The 20054-nt window shown below is 68.5% G+C and carries 17 protein-coding genes; 8 read left to right on the plus strand and 9 right to left on the minus strand.

All coding sequences use genetic code 11. The annotated features are described in order from the left end of the window. Positions 1-26: 26 nt before the first annotated feature. Positions 27-869, minus strand: a complete 843-nt coding sequence (locus C1N81_RS07035; protein WP_394427813.1) for a mycofactocin-coupled SDR family oxidoreductase — start codon at positions 867-869, stop codon at positions 27-29. Positions 870-1282: 413 nt separating this feature from the next. On the opposite strand from C1N81_RS07035, the gene C1N81_RS07040 reads away from it, so the two are divergent. Continuing rightward, positions 1283-1738 carry a nitroreductase family deazaflavin-dependent oxidoreductase gene (locus C1N81_RS07040; RefSeq protein WP_394427815.1) on the plus strand — a complete coding sequence of 152 codons (456 nt, stop codon included), beginning with the start codon at positions 1283-1285 and terminating at the stop codon, positions 1736-1738. A 39-nt stretch (positions 1739-1777) separates the two neighbouring features. On the opposite strand, the gene C1N81_RS07045 is transcribed toward C1N81_RS07040, so the two are convergent. After that, positions 1778-2014, minus strand: coding sequence for a hypothetical protein (locus C1N81_RS07045; RefSeq protein ID WP_394427817.1), 237 nt, complete (start codon positions 2012-2014; stop codon positions 1778-1780). A 136-nt stretch (positions 2015-2150) separates the two neighbouring features. After that, a complete protein-coding gene (locus C1N81_RS07050; protein WP_394427818.1) occupies positions 2151-3461 on the minus strand; it encodes an MFS transporter in 1311 nt (436 codons plus the stop codon). A 151-nt stretch (positions 3462-3612) separates the two neighbouring features. On the opposite strand from C1N81_RS07050, the gene C1N81_RS07055 reads away from it, so the two are divergent. The 3 genes from C1N81_RS07055 to C1N81_RS07065 all read left to right on the plus strand — a co-directional run bounded on the left by C1N81_RS07055 (position 3613) and on the right by C1N81_RS07065 (position 5918). After that, positions 3613-4197 carry a CGNR zinc finger domain-containing protein gene (locus C1N81_RS07055; RefSeq protein ID WP_394427819.1) on the plus strand — a complete coding sequence of 195 codons (585 nt, stop codon included), beginning with the start codon at positions 3613-3615 and terminating at the stop codon, positions 4195-4197. Positions 4198-4403: 206 nt separating this feature from the next. Continuing rightward, positions 4404-4592: a hypothetical protein gene (locus tag C1N81_RS07060; RefSeq protein ID WP_394427821.1), complete on the plus strand. Its 189-nt coding sequence runs from the start codon at positions 4404-4406 to the stop codon at positions 4590-4592. Positions 4593-4859: 267 nt separating this feature from the next. Next, on the plus strand, positions 4860-5918 hold the full coding sequence (locus tag C1N81_RS07065; RefSeq protein ID WP_394427823.1) for a chitinase: 1059 nt from the start codon (positions 4860-4862) through the stop codon (positions 5916-5918). A 44-nt stretch (positions 5919-5962) separates the two neighbouring features. Here the strand turns inward: C1N81_RS07065 and C1N81_RS07070 are convergent, their stop codons facing one another. The 4 genes from C1N81_RS07070 to C1N81_RS07085 all read right to left on the minus strand — a co-directional run bounded on the left by C1N81_RS07070 (position 5963) and on the right by C1N81_RS07085 (position 8986). Then, positions 5963-6622: a histidine phosphatase family protein gene (locus C1N81_RS07070; RefSeq protein ID WP_394427824.1), complete on the minus strand. Its 660-nt coding sequence runs from the start codon at positions 6620-6622 to the stop codon at positions 5963-5965. 184 nt (positions 6623-6806) lie between these two features. After that, positions 6807-7217 (minus strand): hypothetical protein, encoded by a 411-nt coding sequence (locus tag C1N81_RS07075; protein ID WP_394427825.1) that lies wholly within the window; start codon positions 7215-7217, stop codon positions 6807-6809. Between the two features lie 274 nt (positions 7218-7491). Continuing rightward, a complete protein-coding gene (locus tag C1N81_RS07080) occupies positions 7492-8037 on the minus strand; it encodes an EF-hand domain-containing protein (RefSeq protein ID WP_394427827.1) in 546 nt (181 codons plus the stop codon). Positions 8038-8332: 295 nt separating this feature from the next. Continuing rightward, positions 8333-8986: a phosphotransferase gene (locus C1N81_RS07085; RefSeq protein ID WP_394427829.1), complete on the minus strand. Its 654-nt coding sequence runs from the start codon at positions 8984-8986 to the stop codon at positions 8333-8335. Between the two features lie 592 nt (positions 8987-9578). On the opposite strand from C1N81_RS07085, the gene C1N81_RS07090 reads away from it, so the two are divergent. Together C1N81_RS07090 and C1N81_RS07095 are read left to right on the plus strand one after the other, a co-directional pair. Then, positions 9579-11786, plus strand: coding sequence for a hypothetical protein (locus C1N81_RS07090; protein ID WP_394427830.1), 2208 nt, complete (start codon positions 9579-9581; stop codon positions 11784-11786). Between the two features lies 1 nt (position 11787). Further along, the gene (locus C1N81_RS07095; RefSeq protein WP_394427831.1) at positions 11788-12309 is read left to right on the plus strand and encodes a hypothetical protein; all 522 of its coding nucleotides are present in this window, start codon (positions 11788-11790) and stop codon (positions 12307-12309) included. 84 nt (positions 12310-12393) lie between these two features. Here C1N81_RS07095 and C1N81_RS07100 read toward each other — a convergent pair whose 3' ends face one another. Together C1N81_RS07100 and C1N81_RS07105 are read right to left on the minus strand one after the other, a co-directional pair. Continuing rightward, complete coding sequence (locus C1N81_RS07100) at positions 12394-12849, minus strand: hypothetical protein (protein ID WP_394427833.1); 456 nt, start codon at positions 12847-12849, stop codon at positions 12394-12396. Continuing rightward, a complete protein-coding gene (locus C1N81_RS07105; protein ID WP_394427835.1) occupies positions 12849-16337 on the minus strand; it encodes a polymorphic toxin type 17 domain-containing protein in 3489 nt (1162 codons plus the stop codon). The genes C1N81_RS07100 and C1N81_RS07105 overlap by 1 nt, the downstream gene beginning before the upstream one ends. 805 nt (positions 16338-17142) lie before the next feature. On the opposite strand from C1N81_RS07105, the gene C1N81_RS07110 reads away from it, so the two are divergent. After that, entirely contained in the window at positions 17143-17640 is a 498-nt protein-coding gene (locus C1N81_RS07110) for a hypothetical protein (RefSeq protein ID WP_394427836.1), read from the plus strand. A 256-nt stretch (positions 17641-17896) separates the two neighbouring features. After that, a complete protein-coding gene (locus C1N81_RS07115; RefSeq protein ID WP_394437780.1) occupies positions 17897-20032 on the plus strand; it encodes a trypsin-like serine protease in 2136 nt (711 codons plus the stop codon). Positions 20033-20054: the final 22 nt, after the last annotated feature.

Raw genomic sequence — 20054 nt, forward strand, 5'->3', positions numbered from 1 at the left:
AATCCGCGGCTCAGCGACGGCGCAGCTCAGCGGCGGTTGATGAATCCGGCGTCGACGGGGAGCGTGACACCGGTGACGTAGCGGGCTTCGTCCGAGGCCAGCCACAGGATGGCGTTGGACACGTCGAGCGGTTCGATCACGTCCACCGGCAGGGCGTTCGGCGCCCCCTCGGACAGAATCGGGTCCTGGGCGACGAACTCGGCCATGACGGGGTCGACGACCATGGGCGTGGCCACGCCGGTGGGGTGTACGGAGTTCACGCGGATGCTGTGCGGGGCGAGGTTGTTGGCGTACGTCCGCATCAGCCCGACCAGGCCGTGCTTGGAGGCGGCGTAGCCCAGACCGCCATTGCTCGCCCCGCCGATACCGACCAGTCCGGCGGTGGAGCTGACGATCACGATCGAGCCGCCCTGGTCGGCGTCGACCATCGAGGGGAGGGCGGTTTCGATGGTGTGGAAGGTGCCGGTGAGGTTGACGCCAATGGCGTCGTGCCACGCCTGCACCTGGTCCTCCACGAGCAGCGGCGCGATCCCCGCGTTGGCGACCACGACATTGATCTGCCCGAACTCGGCGAGCCCCGCGTCGTAGGCCTCCCGGAGGGCGTCCCGATCGCGTACATCGGCCTGCCGCGCCACGACGCGGCGGCCCAGATCCCGCACCTCCTCGACCGCGTCGCTCAGGTCCTCCGGCGTCGACAGCGGATACGGCACGGTGTCGACGGGCCGGCAGATGTCCACGATGACCAGATCCGCGCCCTCCCCGGCCATGCGGCGCACGACATCACGTCCAAGGCCTCCGGCCGCCCCTGTCACAAAGGCCACCTTGCCGCCGAGACGCCCTTGCGCCGGTTCAGCTTCCTCATCGGCCATGTCGCGAGTCCCTGCCGTTCAGCGGCGGGCCGAGCCCGCCGCGCGGAGTTCTATGGGTGATGTACCGCGCGACGGCCGGCCTGACCAGAGGCCGGTCGAAGAGCGGCGTGGCGGAAGGGTCGCCGGTTGCCCAGCTTGGCGGCGTGGCTGAACTGGTCCGCGCGGGCTCTCACTTGGGGGCACGTACGGGCACGTGTGGGCACGTGTGGGCACGTGTGGGGCAGTTCCGCTTGGTGGCAGGGCGGGAACGTAGGGGGCAGTTCCGCTCGATGGTCGGGCGGGGACGTCAAGCGGCGAGTTGAGCGCCGCACCGAAAACAGAGCAGTGCACTTGATGCGGAGCACCGGACGCGCACACACTGCCCACAAGCGAGAGCAGCGCCCTCGGAAACTCTCTTCTTCAGGGAGCCCCGGATGACCGCGCACACGCACCTGCAGAAGCCCGGCTGGTTCTTCGTGCACGTCACAAACCCCGTCGTCATCTGGCTGTGCCGCCGGGGAGTCGGCCTCTTCGGTATCCGCATCCTCACGGTCCGCGGCCGCAAAAGCGGCCTCTCACGGCACACCCCCGTCCACGTGCTGACGACCAATGGGCAGACGTACCTCCTCGCTCCGCGCGGCCACGTCCAGTGGACCCACAACCTGCGGGCCGCGGGCCGCGGAGAGCTACGTCTGGGCAAGAAGTCCGTTCCGTTCACCGCCACCGAGGTCGCCGATGACGACAAGCCCGCAGTGCTGAGCGCCTACATGAAGCGCTGGAAGGCGGAGGTCCCCGTGTTCTTTCCCGACGTCGCGCGGAAGCCGACCAACGCCGATCTGCGCCGCATCGCCCCCAGCCGGCCCATCTTCCACATCGCACGGCAAGAGTGACGCGCTGAGCTTGTACGAGTTCGCCGGCACCCGCGAAAGTCACTTCCCGAAGTCCCCCAGTCTCGCCACCAGGCGTTCACGTGCCGCTTCGAGCTGGTCGGCATACGAAGCATCGAAGATGACCGGAAGTTGCGTCTCAAGGGAACCACTGAGTTTGAGGAGCGGCGCCCACACCGCTCGGTCGTCCACCAGCTGCGCGAAGTCGTCCCGGTGCATCACCCGGTCGAGCCAGTCCGACAGAACAAGCGCCTCGTCGTCGGTCAGCGTAACTTTCATGTGCCACCCTCCATCAACGGAACTGCGAGAGCCGACACAGGTACAACCTGCCGCCCCTGCGCCTCGATTACCTGCACCTCAATTACCTGCACCTCAATGCCCTGCACCCAAGACGCTACGGGAACCTCGGGCGGCGCTACTTGCCGTCCCCGAACGCCTCCGCGAGCACGGGCCGTGTCATGACCCGCAGAAACGGCGGCACGGTCAGGGCCACCGACACGGCGAAGACGGCGAACGCGAGCCTCAGGCCGAACCATTCGGCGAGCAACCCCATCAGCCCGGCCCCCACAGGCATGGCGCCCCAGCTGAACAGCCGGTTGACGGCGCTGAACCGGCCGAGCAGGGCGTCGGGCACGAGGCGCTGCGCCAGGGTCCGGGAGTTCACCGTCCACAGGGTGCCGCCCATGCCGCCGAGGAAGGCGGCGACGGCCACGGCACAGAGGTCGGTGGTCAGCGCGGGCACGGCCATCATCGCCAACGTGCCGATCAGATCGGCGAACATCACCCAGCGGCGGCCGAAGAGGCGGTTGACGCGGCTCACGGCGAGCGCGCCGGCCAGGCCGCCGACGCCGAGCGCGCTGAGCAAGGTGCCGTACTCACGGGCGTTCAGGTGCATGACGGAGGTGGCGAAGAGCGGCATCAGCGCGAGCCAGGCACCCCAGCACGCGCACAGGACGGTCAGGATGAGCGCCATGGTGCGCAGCAGCACGTGGTTCCAGAGGTAGCGCAGGCCTTCGGCGATCTGGAGACGGACGGTCGCGGGGGCAGCCTCGACGCCCCCGCCGTCCTCCCGGGCCGCGCGGAACCGGCCGACGAGCAGGATCACGATGAGCGAGGCCACCAGGTAGGCCGTCCAGGTCGCGCCAAGGGCGACACCGGTACCGGCCGCGAGGAGGAGGCCGCCGACGAAGGGCCCGGCGAACTCGTTGCAGACCGTCTCCGCGCCCGCGATCCAGGTGTTGGCCCGCTCCCTGCCCTCCGGCGGGGTCAGCGCCGGGATCAGCGCCGAGGCCGAGGTCAGGGCGATGACCTCGGCGATCCCGAGCACCGCGCCCGCACCGCAGAGCACGACGATGGTGACGGTGTCGGCGGCGACCAGCGGTATCAGCGAGCCGATCGCCAGGAGGCGCAGCGCGTTGGCGGCCCACAGCAGTCGGCGCCGGTCGAGGCGGTCGACGAGGACACCGACGTGCAGGGCGGCGAGCAGCCACGGCAGGGACAGGGTGAGGGAGACGGCGGAGACCTGGGCAGGTGAACCGGATGCCTGGGTGGCCATGAGCGGCAGGGCGATCTTGGTGACACCGTCCGCGAGGTTGGTGACGGCGGTGAAGACGAGCAGGACAACGGTGTTCCGCCTGCCGCGTTCGCCCCCTGACGCGGACGACTCGGCGGGCCCCCCTTCTGGCGTCGGCGGTGCCTCGATGGTGTCGAACCTGGGTTCACTCACCCGTCTCCCCCATGCCTCCGGCCCAAGCGTGGGCTCTAACCGTCTAACCCCTTTTGGGGGTGAACTCTGGCGCCTTGAGTCTGGCACGGATGGCCCGGCCCCCGCTACCCGGTCAAACCGATAGCCGGTTAGTCGGCGTACACTCGCAGACATGGTCGACACACCTCCATCCGCCCTGCTGGTCCAGGCGTTCGCCAACACGGTCGACGTCGAGGAGGGCACCGACGACCTCGACACGGCTCGCGGGCTCGACGCGTGGCTACGGGAACAGGGGCTGCTGCGCGGCCGCGAGCGGGTGCGTGCGCAGGACCACGCGCTGTGCCTGCGGATGCGAGCCGGGATACGCGAGGAGCTCGGAGTCCACGTGGGCGACCAGGCCGATCCGACGCTGTTGTACGAGGCCACCGAGGCACTGCGCGACCTGCCGGTCGTCGTGACCACCGGTGCCGCCGAGAGCACGGACAACACAGGGACCGGAGCGACCCTGCGCGCCGGGGTGCTCGCGCCCGCCCCGCATCTCACCGCACCCCGCAAGGCGCTGGCCGCACTAGCGATCGCCTGGAGCGAACTCGCCGTCACCGGCGAGGCCGCCCGGCTCAAACGCTGCTCCGAACACGCCTGCGCCTGGGTCTTCTGGGACACCTCGAAGAACCGCAGCCGCCGCTGGTGCTCGATGCGCGTGTGCGGCAACCGCGCGAAGGCCCGCCGCTACGCGGCCCGACAGAAACCCTGCTGAGCTCGGCAACCGCTCACATCAAGCGTGATGCCGACTGCGACGCGCTACTGAGCGAATGGAGCGACGACCGTCAGGTCGCGATAGATGGCGTTCGGCGCCACGCTGCCCCCTCCCGACCAGGGTTCGATGACTGGGGATCAATGACATCGTGCTCCGCGAAGCAATCTGCTTGGCTAGCCGGGAGAGTCAACGGTCGGAGGGGTGGCGTGAGCAAACGGCGGTACGTAGCGCGCGGGATACCGGGCGGCTACCGGATCTGGGACAACAAGGGCCGACGCTGGTGGGGAGACCTCTACGAACTCTGCCCCGACGACCTGCTGACAGAGCTGAACAACCAGGCCGACCCCGACAGGATCACCGCCCTCATGAAGCGCTACCGAGCACTGAAGCGCTAGTCCCCGCACTCCCATGCCCTTCGCGCGCCCGACCGGCCCGCACGGCAATAGCCGCTGGACAACGTCCGCAGGCAGCGATCCCAAGCCTCGAATCAGGAGTTCGCGCCGCCCCGGATCCAACCTCCATGCCGCACCGCGGAGTTGCGCCCGTACTCAATTGGTCCAGACCCATTGACGAAAGGTCTGGACCTGCCTACCGTGCGTCATGCTCGCGACATCCAGACACCCCACCCCTGTCCGGCGCTCAGCGACCCCACGGGAGCCCCCATGCCGTTCCGCCCGCGCAGCCCCCGCACCTCCCGCCTGCTCGCCGCCGCCCTGACCGCGGCCGCGACCGTCACCACGCTTTTGGTCGCCGCGCCGGCCGCCCCCGCAGCCGACACCTGTGCGACAAAGCCGAGACCGTCCGGCAAGGTTCTGCAGGGCTACTGGGAGAACTGGGACGGCGCGGCCAACGGCGTCCACCCTCCCTTCGGCTGGACCCCGATCACCAACCCGGCGATCGCCCAGCACGGCTACAACGTCATCAACGCCGCCTTCCCCGTGATCCGCTCCGACGGCACGGCGCTGTGGGAGAACGGCATGGACACCGGCGTGAAGGTCGCCACCCCGGCCGAGATGTGCCAGGCGAAGGCCGCGGGCCAGACGATCCTCATGTCGATCGGCGGCGCCACGGCCGGCATCGACCTCAACTCCACCGCGGTCGCCGACCGGTTCGTCGACACGATCGTGCCGATCCTGAAGCAGTACAACTTCGACGGCATCGACATCGACATCGAGACCGGCCTCACCGGCAGCGGCAACATCTCCCAGTTGTCCACGTCGCAGGCCAACCTGATCCGCATCATCGACGGCATCCTCGCCCGGATGCCGTCCGGGTTCGGCCTGACGATGGCCCCGGAGACCGCCTATGTCACCGGCGGCAGCGTCACGTACGGGTCGATCTGGGGCGCGTACCTGCCCATCATCAAGAAGTACGCGGACAACGGCCGCCTGTGGTGGCTCAACATGCAGTACTACAACGGCTCGATGTACGGCTGCTCCGGCGACTCCTACTCCGCGGGCACCGTTCAGGGCTTCACTGCCCAGACCACCTGCCTGAACAAGGGCCTCGTCATCCAGGGCACGACCATCAAGGTTCCCTACGACAAGCAGGTCCCCGGCCTGCCCGCCCAGTCCGGCGCGGGCGGCGGCTATATGACGCCCAGCCAGGTCAAGCAGGCATGGAACACGTACGGCGGTTCCCTGAAGGGCCTGATGACCTGGTCGATCAACTGGGACGGCTCGAAGAACTGGACCTTCGGCGACAACGTGAAGGGGCTCTAGCCCGTCCGCACGTCAGCCCGTCCGCACGTCAGCCCGTCCGCACGTCAGCCCGTCACCGGCTCGCCCGTCGGGCCGTCGCCGCCCGGAGTGCCGGAGGACGGGCCGAGCGGCTTGCCCTCCCACAGCAGGCACTGCCAGCCGGTGGCGGGCGAGCCGTCGAGAACGACGACCCCGGTGTTGGCCAGCGGGTGGGACGCCGCGTGCGCCACGTCGACGTTGACGGCGCGGGCGGCGACCCAGGTGCGGATCGCCGCGCCGTGACTGACCATCGCCACCGAGCCCGCGCCGGAACCGGCGGCCTCGGCGACGACGGCGTCGAAGCGGCCCAGCGCTTCGGTGCCGGTCTCCGCGCCGGGCATCCGCCGCTCGACATCACCGGCCGCCCAGGCGAACGCCGTGGTCATGTAGAGGTCGGCCGCCTCGTCGTCGCCGCGCATCTCCAGCTCACCCGCTATCAGCTCCCGCAGCCCCTCGCGCACCACCGGCTCCAGATCCCGGGCCGCGGCCAGCGGGGCGGCGGTCAGCTGAGTGCGCAGCAGCGTCGAGACATACAGCGCGTCGATCGCCTCGCCCGCCAGCGCCTCGGGCAGCGCGGCAGCCTGCTCCTGCCCCAGCGGCGTCAGGCCGGGACCGGGCACCGCGGTGTCCAGAAGGTGCTTGAGGTTGGACGGGGTCTGGCCGTGGCGGATGAGGATCAGACGCATGCGGGACGGGCCTCCGGGTCTTCCGGTCGTTGGTCTTCCGATCGCTGGTTTTCCGATCGTTGGTCTTCCGATCCTACGGATCGCGTCAGCGGGACTCCCCACTGAGTCATCCGCCCTACCGGGCAAGCCCGCCTCGGCCCCGCACTCCACGCGGTGGAGTGCGGGGCCGAGGCGGGATGAGGGGTCAGCGCAGGTGTACGGCCCCGGTGTGGGCGTTGAGTACGTAGAAGTGACCGTGGGTGTGGGCCGTGCTGTGGCCGGCGTCCAGGGCGGCGATCCGCACTCCCTTCCGGGTGATCCACGCCTGGTAGGTGCCGTGGGGCAGCTTGGTGACGTGCGCGATGTCGCCGTCCGCGAGTCGCACGTCGCGGGTCTTGCCGCTCTGGTTGGTGTGGTGCTTGGTCTGGTGCTTGATGGAGTGCTGCGGCACGTCCTGCTCGCTGTGCCGACTGCCGGGGTGCACCACGCCGACGGTCTGGGTGGCGCCCGCCCCGGAGCCGTACTGGGAGGCGGCGGAAGCGACGGGCTGTGGAGCGGCTTCGGCAGTAGCGGCGACGGCGGTCACCGCGCCGAGGCCGAGAACGGCGGATGCCACAGACGTGCGAACAAAACGAGAGGTCTGCATGCGCCGGCCCCTTTCCATGAGTTCGATCGGGATGAGTCGAACGCGTCGTGAAGACCGCGTACTCACGAAGTTAGGAACCGCACATCACCACATACCGTAAGAAACATCACAGACTCGTGACAACACTCCAAGCTTCATCAGATGGGGATGGAAGACCTCAAAGCGGCATGCCTTTCGTCCCGGGCCGCAAGCCCTGCCCCGGAGCGTCCGGGGTTTTTCGGGGCCGTGGTCCCAGGGCTCACCCTTACGTCAGCGGCGGCCCGAGCAACCAGTTGCCGGGCGCCTCCGTATCGGTGCTGAGGTAGAACTCCTCGATGGCGATACGGAACTCGTCGTGGGTGATGGTGCCGCTGCCGTCGCGGTCGAGGCGCTGGAAGGCCGCACCGGAGGTGGCCTGATCGATGCCGAGCGCGTCGTACATACGGACGTACTCGTCAGCGGTGAGAGTGGCGCTCCCGTCGGTGTCCAGGGCCCGCATGAGGGCGTCGATGATGGGCATCACCAGGCGTTCGACGGTCTTCGCGTCGGCGGCGACGTGGGACCGCATGGTGGTGATGAACCGCGCGGGCCCGATGCGGCCCTGCGCGTCGGGCGCTCCGGCCTCGCCCAGGACATCCCACCACAGGGCGAACGCCTCCCGCAGCGCGCCCTTCGCGCCCTCTTCCGGCGCCACCGCGGCGAACACCTCACCGATCGCCTGGAAGTCGTCACGGGTCAGATAGCCGTCACCGTCGCGATCGAACCAAGCGAACAGAGTGGTGAACTTCTGCTCGATGCTGCTCTGCGCCATTCCGGCCTCCAAGAACACCCCTGAACGCGCGGTGTGCGCTCGTCGTGACGCCGTCCTGGCGCGTACGCGGCGCATCCATAGGCGCACGGTAGGTCCGGGCCGGCGGTTCGCCTAGGTGCATTCCCGGCCGCGAGCCCCAGGGCTACGGGAGTCCCGGGGCGGCTTTCCGCGTGCCCGGTTCCCGGTCAGGCGCCCGGGCTGATAGCCGGAGCAGTGGTCCGTGGGATCGGCGGGTCGCCGCGGCGCTGGCGTCGCAGCGGCGGTCCCCCGCGTGTGCACGGGCCGGAAGATGCTGTCACTCGCGCCCAGTGCCCATGAGCGCGCCACCCTCCGAACGGATCCAGCACTGCTCGGCCAGCATCTCGGCCGCGTCACCACGGGCGAGAAAGCCGGCCCATGGCTCGATGCCTTGCCCGCCGAGGCGTTCGATGCGCGCGGCCTCACGGGACTGAAGGGCGTCCAGCGCCTCGATCACGGCTTCGGGCCGTTCCCCGTAAGCGGTGCAGAGCGCATCAAGGCGAGCCCGCAGCGTGCTGAGGCCAGTGACCGACGCTCGTCGCTGCTGCTCCACGGGCCGCAGCGGGACGACGTACCAGGCGAGTTGGGCCAGGTCGTCGATGGCATGACCGGGCGCCGCGAAGTCCCAGTCGATGAAGCCGACGAGTCGGCCACCGTCCCAGATCGAGTTCCATGGACCGAGGTCTCCGTGCCGGATCACCATGCCTGGCCGCCACTCCTCTTCCTGGCCCTGCCAGTGGGCATCGGCCGGTGGCCGGAAGGTCCGGACAGCCTCGTGATACCCGCGCAACCAGCGGCCCAGTTCACCCACTCCGTCGGCGGCGCGCAACGCCTCCGGCCAGGGCGCGAACGCGGGCTCTCCATAGAGCAGCGACAGCACCTCGTCGGTACCGTCGGTCCCCAACAGGCGCGGAGCCCCGCTGAATCCCACCGACTGAAGGTGCCTCAGAAGGGCATGGACGGCTGGTGTCCACGCGCCTCTCGGCCTACGGATCGTCGCTCCGATCCGTCGCACCGTCGTCACACTGCCTCTGTCGCTGGAGCCGTCCTCAATCACTCGGCCAGCGTAGTCCGGCCACTTCGCGGCTGCGTTCGGGCACAGGACCGGAAGTACGCGAACAGGCAGCGGCCACGCAGCCGTTCCGGGAGCACGCCGGAGGCGGGCGGTACTCCTCAGCGCTGCGGCCGCCGAGGTCGTGACGCCTGCGGCCGGCCAGGTCTCTGTCATCGTCGCTTTCCGCCGCATTCAGCGGCGACGAGCTTCTTCGACAGCGCCCGGGTTCCCGCCTTCACCTCCATCACCTTGCTCAGAAAAAGCTCAAGCGAATCTCAGGAATCGAGAAAGCGGGCCGGACATACCACCTCACAGGCCCTGAAACGATCACCGAATCTGTGAAGGACCTTTGAAGAGGGGGCACCCCGTGATTTCATCCATCTCACGGAAGACCGCACGACCTCGGTCTTCGATACTAGGGGGAACCTGAGTGTCATCCAGCATTTCACGGAGTCGGACCAGACTCCTCATGAGCGGGGCATTCGTCGTAGCCTTGGCCGTGGGCTCGATCACGGCACCTGAATTCACCGGGGGCGCCACGGCTGCCGCGGCAGAAGCGTGCGCGACAGAGGTCTCGACCTACCTCATCAATCCCGACGGGAAAAAGCTTCAGAAATTCGTCGACTGGAACCCGTCGAACGCATCCGAATCGACCCTCATCGATTCCGGAAAATCGGCCACCCTGAATAGCGGCAGCTATTACTTCACAGGAGGCCACGGCGTCATCTACGAAATCACGGCGGCCGGGGTGCTGAAGTCCTTCCAGGACCGAAGCGGCAGCGGGGGCAGCCTCCTCACACCGGTCAAGACCTACACGTCCAACTGGACGGCACGACACAACCGCGTGTGGTCCAACGGGGAACTCATCTTCTCCATCCACGGCGGCGGCAAGCTCGAAATATGGCACCAGAGCGCACCGCTCACCGGTGCGGGCGACGTCACTCTGGACCCCGACGTCCTGAGCATCGGCGACCCCGCGGTGGTCGCTTTCACCAACGCCGACGACGTATGGGCAGTCGGCTCGACGACATACACCCTGACGGACGGAGTCATCCGGGCCTGGCCCTACACGGCCAGTCCGCGCCCCGGCTTCCCCGCCCAGGGCACCGTCGTCGGCACCACCGACGCCACCCAGACGCAGGGCTGGAGCGCCGGCCCGGGAACTGTGCGGACCGCCACCAGCGACGGCACGGTGCGGGCCTACGCGGGATCGACGAGCCTCACCGCCACCAACACCGACTACGGCCAGGGACTTTCCGGCGAAGTCCTCGCGGACACCGCCACCTGCCTCACGGACGCGGGAGAGTCGAAGCCCACACTGGGCGCCGCGGCGGACGACCCCGACGCCCCTGCCGCCGTGTCCGAGGAACCGGGCGAGCCGGCCGCTCCCGCCGCTCCGGAAGTACTCAAAGGCAAGTTCGTCCTCGGAAGCGGAGCACCGGCCGCCGGACTGACCGTCAAGGTCGAGGCGATCGACGCCGTACCCGAGGACGGCACGGAGGTGGAGCTTCCCGCCCTCGGCACCGCTGTGACGGCAGCCGACGGCAGTTGGTCGCTGACCCTGCCCAAGTCGCTCCCGGCCGACGTCCAGCAGGCAGCGGCCGAGAACGGCGGCATCGTCAACGCGATGGCGACCGTCACGGGCACGACCTCGACCGGCGTTCCGATGGGAGGAATCACCCACCTCACCGCGGCCCCGGCCACTGCCACCGCGTCGGCGCTGAGCCTGGCCGTCGCCGATGACGAGAGCGCCACGCCCGCCGAGGTCCTGCCGCTGGGCACCACCCCTGACAGCGGCGAGGTGTCCAGCCTGAGCCAGGCACAGGACACGACGACCAGCGTCAAGATGTCCGCGAGCTACGCCGCGAGCTGGGCCGAGAAGCAGGAAGCGGGCACCACCGACACACTCGGCGACAGCCCGCTCCCCAAGTGGCAGAACGCCACGGGCGACCTGCCGACCGGTTTCAATCCCTACATCGTCAACGGGCAGGACACCAAGAACCTGGTGGTGCGCCCGATGGACGGCGGGTGCGACCGTACGAAGACCAAGGTCATCGACAAGAAGATCTACTACACAACGGTGGGCGAAGGGCACGCCTACTGGGACGCCAAGGCATCGGTGGACTACGACAGCAAACTGTCGTCGACCGTCGACGTCGCCGCGAAGACGGGCAGCAACTGGACGATCACCGGAAGCGCCAGCCTCGGCTCCTCGATGAGCGTCACCACCGGCTACACCAACAAGGGCCCGTACTACGCGAAGCAGTGGAAGGTGCCGATCAAGTACACGAAGTACAAGGAGACGTGGAAGTGCGGCGGCGGCAACACGTTCATCCGCTACGTCATCAAGCCCGGTAAGTACACCATCCCCTCGGGTGGCGCCACCGGTAAGTACGGCAAGGACGTCCGGAACAAGGACGGCGTCGCCTACCTGGACTCCAAGAAGAGTCACCGCGCCTACGTCGCGCGAGGCTCGTACTTCCAACTCAGCAGGAACCGCAGCATCAAGTGGTCGGGCGCCGTCAGCGCGTACGGGGTCTCCCTGGGCGGGTCGACGGGTTACGACCGCGATCACAAGCAGCGCATCACCGCGGGCGACCGGAAGAACTCCAAGCACTACATCTGGGGAAAGAATGACAGTCCTTCGGGGAAGCCGGGCGTCTTCTACTCTTACTAGAGTGACGGCCACGCTGGCGTGCGCCCTCGTCTTCGCCGGCTGCTCGGCGTCCCCGTCTCAGTCTCCGTCCGACGGAAACGCGTTGGACTCTGAGGGGGCACAGTCGAGCGGAACCGTCGGAAACGTCCACGCAAAGGTGGGCCAGACATGGTACTTCGCCCTCCCCGTGCCGAACAATGTGAGCGGCAAAAGCATTGCGATCACGGGAGCAAGCATCATCGACCCGCCGAAGGGCCTCAAGGTACTCGGCTACGCGGCCTACAACATCAACGACACCGACGGGCTGCCTCTGCTGGCTCTGGACGGCGAGTCGGACACGCCGGACTTCGCCCACCTGAAGGACTACGCAAAATCCCCGGTCAAAGTCGCACCCAAGAAACAGAGCGACATATTCTTCCAGGCCAAAATCCGCATCACCTCACCGCCCCGGAAAAATGTTGAGCACTGCCGGTTCCAGTACCGCCAAGGAGATCGTGAGTTCACACAGTCTCTCGACTGCGAGATGGAACTGAAGGTGGGTTAGCGACTGGTCCCTCATCGCGGCCGAGCACACCTCAACCGAACGCACAGGCGGCCCCAGGAGTACGAACTCCTGGGGCCGCCTCGCCTACAGATCCTCGTCGTCGTCGTAATCCATGACGCCGCCTTCTGGGTTCAGCGGGTCATATCCCAGGGCGGCGAAGAGCACATAGACGCCGTGGGGCCCATAACCAGGCTGAGGGCCATGGGGCGCTTCAGCCCTCGCCTCCAGACCTTCACCCTCGTTGAACCGCACGCGGAGTTCCGGGGCTTCCAGCTCGGCGAGCACCTCGCGCAGCAACTGCTCGAACTCCTGCGGCGCCGAGGCCTTTCCAGGCAGCCGGCGCGCCACCATCAGCGTGCCCATGAAACCGTGGCGCAGACCGCTCGGGTCCGCTTCCGCGAACTCCACTCCTATGGGCCGCAGGCGGGATACCAGCGGGAGCCATGTTTGCAGCGCCTCGTCGGCAGCGTGCACGTCTTCTCGGTTCATGCTGATCTGGAAGACGACCTCGTCGTCCGCGATGAGTCGAATGAAGTCCATCAGTGCGTTACGTGCCCATCGTTCGAAATGTTGGCGTGCGAATAGTCCTTGCCCTGATTCTTACTGCCGGCGAAGATCTCGAAGTTCTTCCCCTTGGGGATCTGGACGTCCCACTCGTCCTTTCCGTCCTTCGCGCGTGTCCAGATGTTCCCATACCGGTCCTTGTAGCCGCCTCCCCTCTCCTGGGGCCGCTTGGGATCCCATTTCTTGGGCGGCACGAACGGGACCGGGCCGTCCGTAGGCAGCCTCTTCGACTTGGCCAGGTTGCTCCAAGCACCCTTGGTGTACGCCTTCGAGGCGTCGCCCGACATCTTGTTCATCAGGGTGAGCGCGTGCTCCCACTGACTGGGCGACAGGTGCTTGACACTCTTCATCGCACCCTTGACGAAGTCGATGTCGTCAACGTACTTGGCAAGGTGCCCGAAGTTGTCCAGGTACTTGGCGAACTTGACCGGCTTGGCCAGGGCGTCACCCGCGTACGGGATGAACGCCGCTGCCGCCAGTCCCGCACCGGCCCAGTCGCCCTTGAACAGGCTCATCAGACCTGATGCGCCGTCACTGATCGGCGTCGGGTCGAAGATGCCTGCGATGTCCAGGGCGAATTGCGCCTTGTCCGAGGCGGACAGCCCGCCTTCGCCCACCAGCTCCTCATTGTCGGAGTCGGGATAGTCCATCTGACCATCCCCCTCCTCAGCAGGCGGCTTCTCGTTCTCGCGCTGCTCTTCCTCGATCTTTTTGATGGCTGCCACGAGCGCCTCGCCGAAGGCCTTCGCCGCGGCTGCAGCATCCTTGCCTGCCGCCAGCGCCGAGGCCGCAGCGGCGTCTGCCTGCTGGTAGGCATAGTCGGCCGAGGCATGCGCGCGCGTGGCCGATGCCGCCGCCGAGTGCGCCGATGAGGCGGCGTCATCCGCAGCCTGCTCCGCGGTGGCCGCCGCGTCCCTGGCCTGGTTGGCGGAGTTCTGCGCGCGGACTGCGGAGGACTCGGCCTGATCGGCGTAGCCCTCCGCCTCGGTGGCGTAACCGGCCGCGTCGTCGGCCGACTTCTTGGCGTCGGCCGCGTACCCCTCGGCCTTGTCCGCGGCATTGTTGGCGGTCGCCGCGGCAGCCGCGGCCAGAGCCGCGTTCTGACTGGCCTGAGCAGCGGCACGGGCTCCCTGGGCGAGCAGCTTCTGCACGCCTGCCACGTGTGCGGCCTGCTCGTAGTCCTGGCGGGCCGTCTTGTACTGCACGGTCTCGACGAACTGGTGCAGCATGCTGGGCGGGCCGGCCAGTGCGACTTGCGCGGCGGCCTGGGTCTGGGCACCGCCGTCGGAGAGGATCTTCAGGGTTGCGACGCGCTCGTCCTCTTCGCGGGCCGTGTACTGGTCCACCTCGATGAACTTGCGCAGCGCCTCGGTGGTTCCGGCGTCGATGGCCGCCGTCGCAGCCTTCTTCATCGCGGCCCCGCCCTGACCGGAGAGCTTGAGGATCTCCACCCGGTAGTCGTCGGCCTGAACCGTGTGCTGACCCGTCTTCAGGAACTCAGCGATCTGGGCATCGGTGCCCTCAAGCGCGGTCTGCGCAGCGGCCTGCAGTTCCTCGGTCCCAGTGTCCCTCAGGTGCGTGACGGCAGCCCGGTCGTCCTGGGCGGTCGCTGCCTGGTAGCCGCCGCGCACCCAGGCGAGCGTGTCCTCGGCGCTGCCGGTCAGCGCCGCTTCGGCGGCCTGCTGGGTCCACGTGCCGCCATCGTCCAGCAGCCGGATCGCGGCCTGTCGCCCCTTGGCGACGGCGACGTCGTCCGAGACACCGTCAGCGCCCGCCTCATCGAGCAGCTGGCGGGTCTCTGCGTCGCGCCGGCCTTCTTCGGTCTGCGCGTCGACCTGCGCCTGCTGATCCTTCTCGTAGGCCTTCTTGCCCTCCTCCGCGAGCAGCAGCGCGTTGTCCAGATCGGCCTTGAGCTTGGCCGCTTCGGAATCCCGTGCGGTCTGCTCCACGACCTTGGCCTCGGCGACCGCGGTGTTCGCGACCTTCGCCGCGGCAAGGGCTGCGGTGGCGTGCTTGCTGGACTGGTTGGCGTAGTCGCGTGCCTCGCCCGCATGCAGTGCGGCCTCGTTCGCCGCCTTGGCCGCGTTCTCGGCATGGGTGGCCGCGTCATTGGCCGCATCGCGTGCCGTACGGGCCGAGGCCGCCGCCTTGTTGGCGAATGACTGCGCAGCGTTCGCCGCACTGGTCGCGGTAGAGGCAGCTCGACGGGCCCGAGCCGCCGCATCGGCCGCACGGCGTGCCTGGCTGTCGGCGACATTCGCGTACGCGCCGGCCTCCGACGCCGCGCTGGCGGCCGCTGCCGCGTGCTGTCCGGCGCTGGCCGCGGCGAGTGCGGAATTCACCGCTTCGACGAGCGCGTCCAGAGCGTTGGTCACCGCAGCGACCGCGGTGCGGGCGCTTTTGGCGGCCTTGCTGGCCGTCTCTGCTGCCGTACGGGCGGCCGAGGCCTGCAAGGCGTCCTTCGACGCCGCGGTGGCCTGGTCGTAGGCGCGGGCTGCGGCCTGGCCCGCGGCAGCCGCCGCGGATGCCGCCGCGGACGCGGCGTTGGCCGCAGTGCGCGCAGCCGACATCGCCTCTCCAGCCGCCCGGATAGCGGTGCTGGCCGCGCTGGCGGCGGCATCCGCGGCATCCGCCGCCCGCCCGGCGGCCTTCGACGCCTTTTCGGCCGACTCCTTGGCCGCAGCCGTCTCGGCCGCAGCCTTCTCGGCCGCTTCCTTCGCCAACTGCGACGCCTTCACCGCACGCGCCGAGGTCGCCTTGGCCTTGTCCGTCTCGGACTTCGCACGCTTGCCGGCGCTGGTGGCAAGCGCCGCCAGCTCCGTGATCGTCATGGTCTCTTCATCACGGTCGCGGGCAACGTACTGCCCCGACTCGAGGAAGTCGTGAACGTCATCGGCAGTGCCGTCCAGCGCCGCCTGGGCAGCAGCCTGGACCTGCGGGCCGCCCACGCCCATTATCTTCAGGGTCTCGACGCTCTCGTCGTCCTGCCGGGCTGTGTACTGGCCCTCGTTGAGGAAACCGGCCAGCGCCTCCTCCGAGCCGTCGTCCAGAGCGGCCTGTGCGGCGGCCTGCACCCCGCGCCCGCCGGCGCCCATGATCCGCAGCACCTCGACCCGCTGGTCGTCACCGTACGGAACGGCCCATCCCTCGGTGAGGAACGTCTGCAGCTCCGCGGCCGTGCCGTCGAGCGCCGACTGCGAGGCCTGCTGCACACCAGGTCCAGCGGTGTTCAGCATGCGCAGCACGGCAATGCGGTTGTCCTCCTCGACGACCCCCTGCTGCCCGGACTCCAGGAACTGCGTCACAGCGGCATCGCTGCCCAACAGCGCCTGCGCGGCGGCCTCCTTCGTCGCCTTGCCGCCCACGCGCCACAAATGGAGAACTTGGGCGCGCGCCGCACTGGCGGATGTCTGTGCCCCAGCAGCGTCGTCGGCGGTTGCCAGACTCGCGGAACCGACCGTCACGGAGAGAGCCACCAGACAGGTGGCTGCAGTACGCAACAAACCGGCCAGAGGAACCCGTCCCCCTGGTCTTCGAGATCTCGACACAATGCGCCTTTCTTCATCGATGTACAGGGCACAGGGATGCACCAACACTGAAGCTTCACATGTTGGGCATAACGCCATAAAAATGCGCCACATCACCTGATTTGCCCGACTGAAATGATCATTGTAGGCCCGCGACTTACAGGTGGCCATTGAGAACACCTCGGCGCAAGTACCGCAATTGCGGGGCATATTGGGGCAATGGGGGGCACGCACAAAGCCGCTCACTCCGGAAAGATGACACTTTCCGAACCTAAGATCCCTTACGCCCAGCCTTCAGGACCGCGACAGAAAGTCCACCGAACCCTGAAACGACAGAAGGGACCAATCCGCGGCATCCGCGAATCTGCGTGCGCAGACCTACGGGCGACTCCGGGCATGCCGACCTCGCGACCCGCCCATTGTGACGCGCCTCACGAGAATGCAGCACAACCTTCCGCCGCACTCGAATCGTTACACAACGCATATACGCGGGAGGCCGCTCCCCCCAAGCCACTTGAGACTGCGCGGCACCTTCATGGTATGCCCAATTTTCCCCGGTATGCCTGCAGGGCTTTCGCGCTTCATGCGCTGGCCAATCGCCCGTTGACACCTGGACACCCACAAGAACCCGCACCTCAACAGTGGGGCCGGTCCATCTCCGTGGGCAACGAAGATCCAGTTCGATGATAAGACGGAGACCCCCACAACTCCACCACAGTTGACCCATGAGGACATCACAACAATGAAGCTCAAACGCCTGGTTGGGACCGCGGTCGCGGCCGCTGTCGCCGCGACCGCCATGGTGCTGGCCGACACCCGGTCCGACACTTCCGCAACTGCTGTTCCCATTGCCGACGAGGCGCCGGGCTACCTCGTCGAGACCTTCGACTATCCGGGCGCCGACGCCATCAAGGCCGAGAAGGGCATCACCCTCAAGCGGGGCGACGGTCACATCGTGCTCGCCGACTGCGTCACCGGCTCCGGGCAGCTGGAGGTGCGCTCCCGCGACGACAACAAGCTGTACTGCTTCCGCGTCACCGGCGCTTCCGGGTTTCTGACGATGGAGATCCCCGCTGTCTACGGCATCCGCGGGAACGACTACACGACCGAAGCCACCATGACCGTGGACGACGAGACAACCACCTACGACATCAAGAAGAACCTCTGGACCAACGTCGGCGAGACCGCCGACCCGGAGGAACGCGACTTCATGCTCCTCGAGCTGCGGACCACGAAGTAGGTCTCGAACCCACCATGAAGATGTCGGCGCCTCGAAGTACCCCACGGCTGCGCAACGCCCTGAGCGGCCCCACCGGCGCCACAACACTTCTCCTCGCACCCAGCGCATTTCGCCGTGTGCTCGGACCCAGTGTCGGGCCATCACCGCGCATGTTGCTCCTCTGACAAACTTGATCGGATCCGGTATTTCCGTGCCCAGAACAACCACCCGGGCAGCGCTGCTGAGCAGCCTGGTCGCCACCACCGTCGCGGCCGGTATGTTCACCGCCCTGCCCGCCCAGGCTCTCGTCGGCTCAGAAGCCGCAGCCCAGACCGCCGTGTTCACCGCCCGCATCGACATCGGCGACAACGAGCGCACCTGCTCCGGCGTCCTGGTCGACACGCAGTGGCTGCTCACCTCCGCCACCTGCTTCTCGGCCGACGGCAAGCCCGCCGCCGGTGCCCCCGCCAAGACGACCAAGGCCACCATCGGCCGCACCGACCTGGGCACGACCGCCGGGCAGGTCCGCACGGTGACCCAGATAGCGCCGCGCACCGACCGCGATGTGACGCTGGCCCGCCTGGACAAGCCGGTCACCACCGTCACCCCCGCCGCCCTCGCCACCCAGGCCCCGGCCGCCGGTACCACCGTGACCGCGGCCGGCTACGGGCGCACCAAGACCGAGTGGTCGCCGCTGAAGCTGCACACCGGTGCCTTCACCGTCGGCGCCACCAGCAGCAGCGATCTGCCGCTGGCCGGTAAGGACGGGGCCACGCTGTGCGCGGGTGACACCGGCGGTCCGCAGCTCGCCGCCAACGGCAGCACTCTCGAGCTGGTCGGCATCAACTCCCGCTCCTGGCAGGGCGGCTGCTTCGGCACCGACGCGTCCGAGACCCGTACCGACGCCATCGGCGTGCGCGTGGACGATCTGAAGTCCTGGATCGACACCACGGTCGGCGCCACCGACATCACCGACTTCAACGGCGACGGCATCGAGGACATCGCGATCGCCGACGCCAAGGCGAACGTCGGCGGCGACGCCGGGGCCGGCCTCGTACGCATCGTGTACGGCGGCGGCAAGGGCACCGCCCAGATCGACCAGGACCTGGACTGGGTGGCCGGCGGCGCCGAGGCGGGCGACGGCTTCGGCACCGCGATCGACACCGTCGACTACGACCAGGACGGCTACACCGACCTAGTCGTCTCCACCCCCGGCGAGGACCTCGACGGCGCCACCGACGCCGGCATGGTCGACATCCTCTTCGGCGCCTCGGGCGGCCTGGGCACCGGCACGGTCAAGGCCAAGCACCTGGAGCAGGGCGCGGGCACCGGCGCCATCCTCTCCTCCGCCTCCGAGGCCGGTGACCACATGGGCCAGTCCCTGGCCGCCGGCACTACCGCTGCCGGACGGCCCTGGATCCTGATCGGCGTACCCGGCGAGTCCGTCGGCACCGAGAAGGAAGGCGGCATGGCCTTCTACGTCTACGACGACACCAGCCGCACCCTCCACCAGGACCTGCCCACCGGCGTGCCCGGGACCGTCGAGGCCGGCGACAAGTTCGGCGCCGCCGTCACCGGCGACGAGAACTACTTCGCCATCGGCGCCCCCGGCGAGGCCGTCGATGCCGCCACCGACTCCGGCACCGTCGCCCTGTTCAGCCACACCCTGGACGCCGACGGCCGGCCCACCAGCATCGGCGGGATGGACCAGGACAACAGCGCCATCGTCGGCGCCGCCGAGAAGGGCGACGAGTTCGGCGCCGCCCTGGCCATGACCTCGTACCGCGCCTCCGCCACCGCCGCGGCCAACACCTCGATCCTCGCGATCGGTTCGCCGGGCGAGACCACCACCGCGGGCGGCAAGGACCGCGACCAGGCGGGCCGCGTCGTCCTGGTGCGGATCAACGCCGACAAGTCCTGGAGCTACCTGCGCGAACTGCGTCAGGGCGAGGCCGACGACACCGTCAGCGGCACCTCCGAGGCCGGGGACCGGATGGGCGAGAGCCTGACCGCGATCAACACCGCCCCGCGCCAGGCCGCCACCGCCGCCACCCTGCTCGTCGCCGTCGGCACCCCGGGCGAGGCCATCGGCACCGAGACCGAGTCCGGCGCCATCCACGTCTTCGGCCTGATCGGCGCGGCCGGTGACAACGACCTGTGGATCGAGGCCGGCGACGGCGACGGCATCCCCGGCACCCCCAAGGCCGGCCAGCGCCTGGGCGAGAGCATCCACTTCACCGGCACCCGCCTGTACGCGGGCCTGCCCTACGGGCCCAGCTCCTACGGCGCCCTGCACGCCCTGCCGATCGGCAACGTCATCCCCGGCGGCACCGACGGAACGGTGACCACCTACCAGCCCGGCACCGGCGGCCTGCCCGCCACCGGCACCGCCTTCGGCACCGCCGCACGCTGATCCCACCCGGTCGACGGCCACC

This window comes from Streptomyces sp. SGAir0957 (assembly GCF_043523415.1).

Excerpts from the sequence above, each read along its gene's own strand:
- C1N81_RS07045 (WP_394427817.1), bottom strand. The coding sequence starts at position 2,014 with ATGAAAGTTACGCTGACCGACGACGAGGCGCTTGTTCTGTCGGACTGG.
- C1N81_RS07080 (WP_394427827.1), bottom strand. The coding sequence starts at position 8,037 with ATGGCGCAGAGCAGCATCGAGCAGAAGTTCACCACTCTGTTCGCTTGG.
- C1N81_RS07065 (WP_394427823.1), top strand. The coding sequence starts at position 4,860 with ATGCCGTTCCGCCCGCGCAGCCCCCGCACCTCCCGCCTGCTCGCCGCC.
- C1N81_RS07100 (WP_394427833.1), bottom strand. The coding sequence starts at position 12,849 with ATGGACTTCATTCGACTCATCGCGGACGACGAGGTCGTCTTCCAGATC.
- C1N81_RS07035 (WP_394427813.1), bottom strand. The coding sequence starts at position 869 with ATGGCCGATGAGGAAGCTGAACCGGCGCAAGGGCGTCTCGGCGGCAAG.
- C1N81_RS07115 (WP_394437780.1), top strand. The coding sequence starts at position 17,897 with ATGTTCACCGCCCTGCCCGCCCAGGCTCTCGTCGGCTCAGAAGCCGCA.
- C1N81_RS07070 (WP_394427824.1), bottom strand. The coding sequence starts at position 6,622 with ATGCGTCTGATCCTCATCCGCCACGGCCAGACCCCGTCCAACCTCAAG.
- C1N81_RS07110 (WP_394427836.1), top strand. The coding sequence starts at position 17,143 with ATGAAGCTCAAACGCCTGGTTGGGACCGCGGTCGCGGCCGCTGTCGCC.
- C1N81_RS07055 (WP_394427819.1), top strand. The coding sequence starts at position 3,613 with ATGGTCGACACACCTCCATCCGCCCTGCTGGTCCAGGCGTTCGCCAAC.
- C1N81_RS07090 (WP_394427830.1), top strand. The coding sequence starts at position 9,579 with ATGAGCGGGGCATTCGTCGTAGCCTTGGCCGTGGGCTCGATCACGGCA.
- C1N81_RS07040 (WP_394427815.1), top strand. The coding sequence starts at position 1,283 with ATGACCGCGCACACGCACCTGCAGAAGCCCGGCTGGTTCTTCGTGCAC.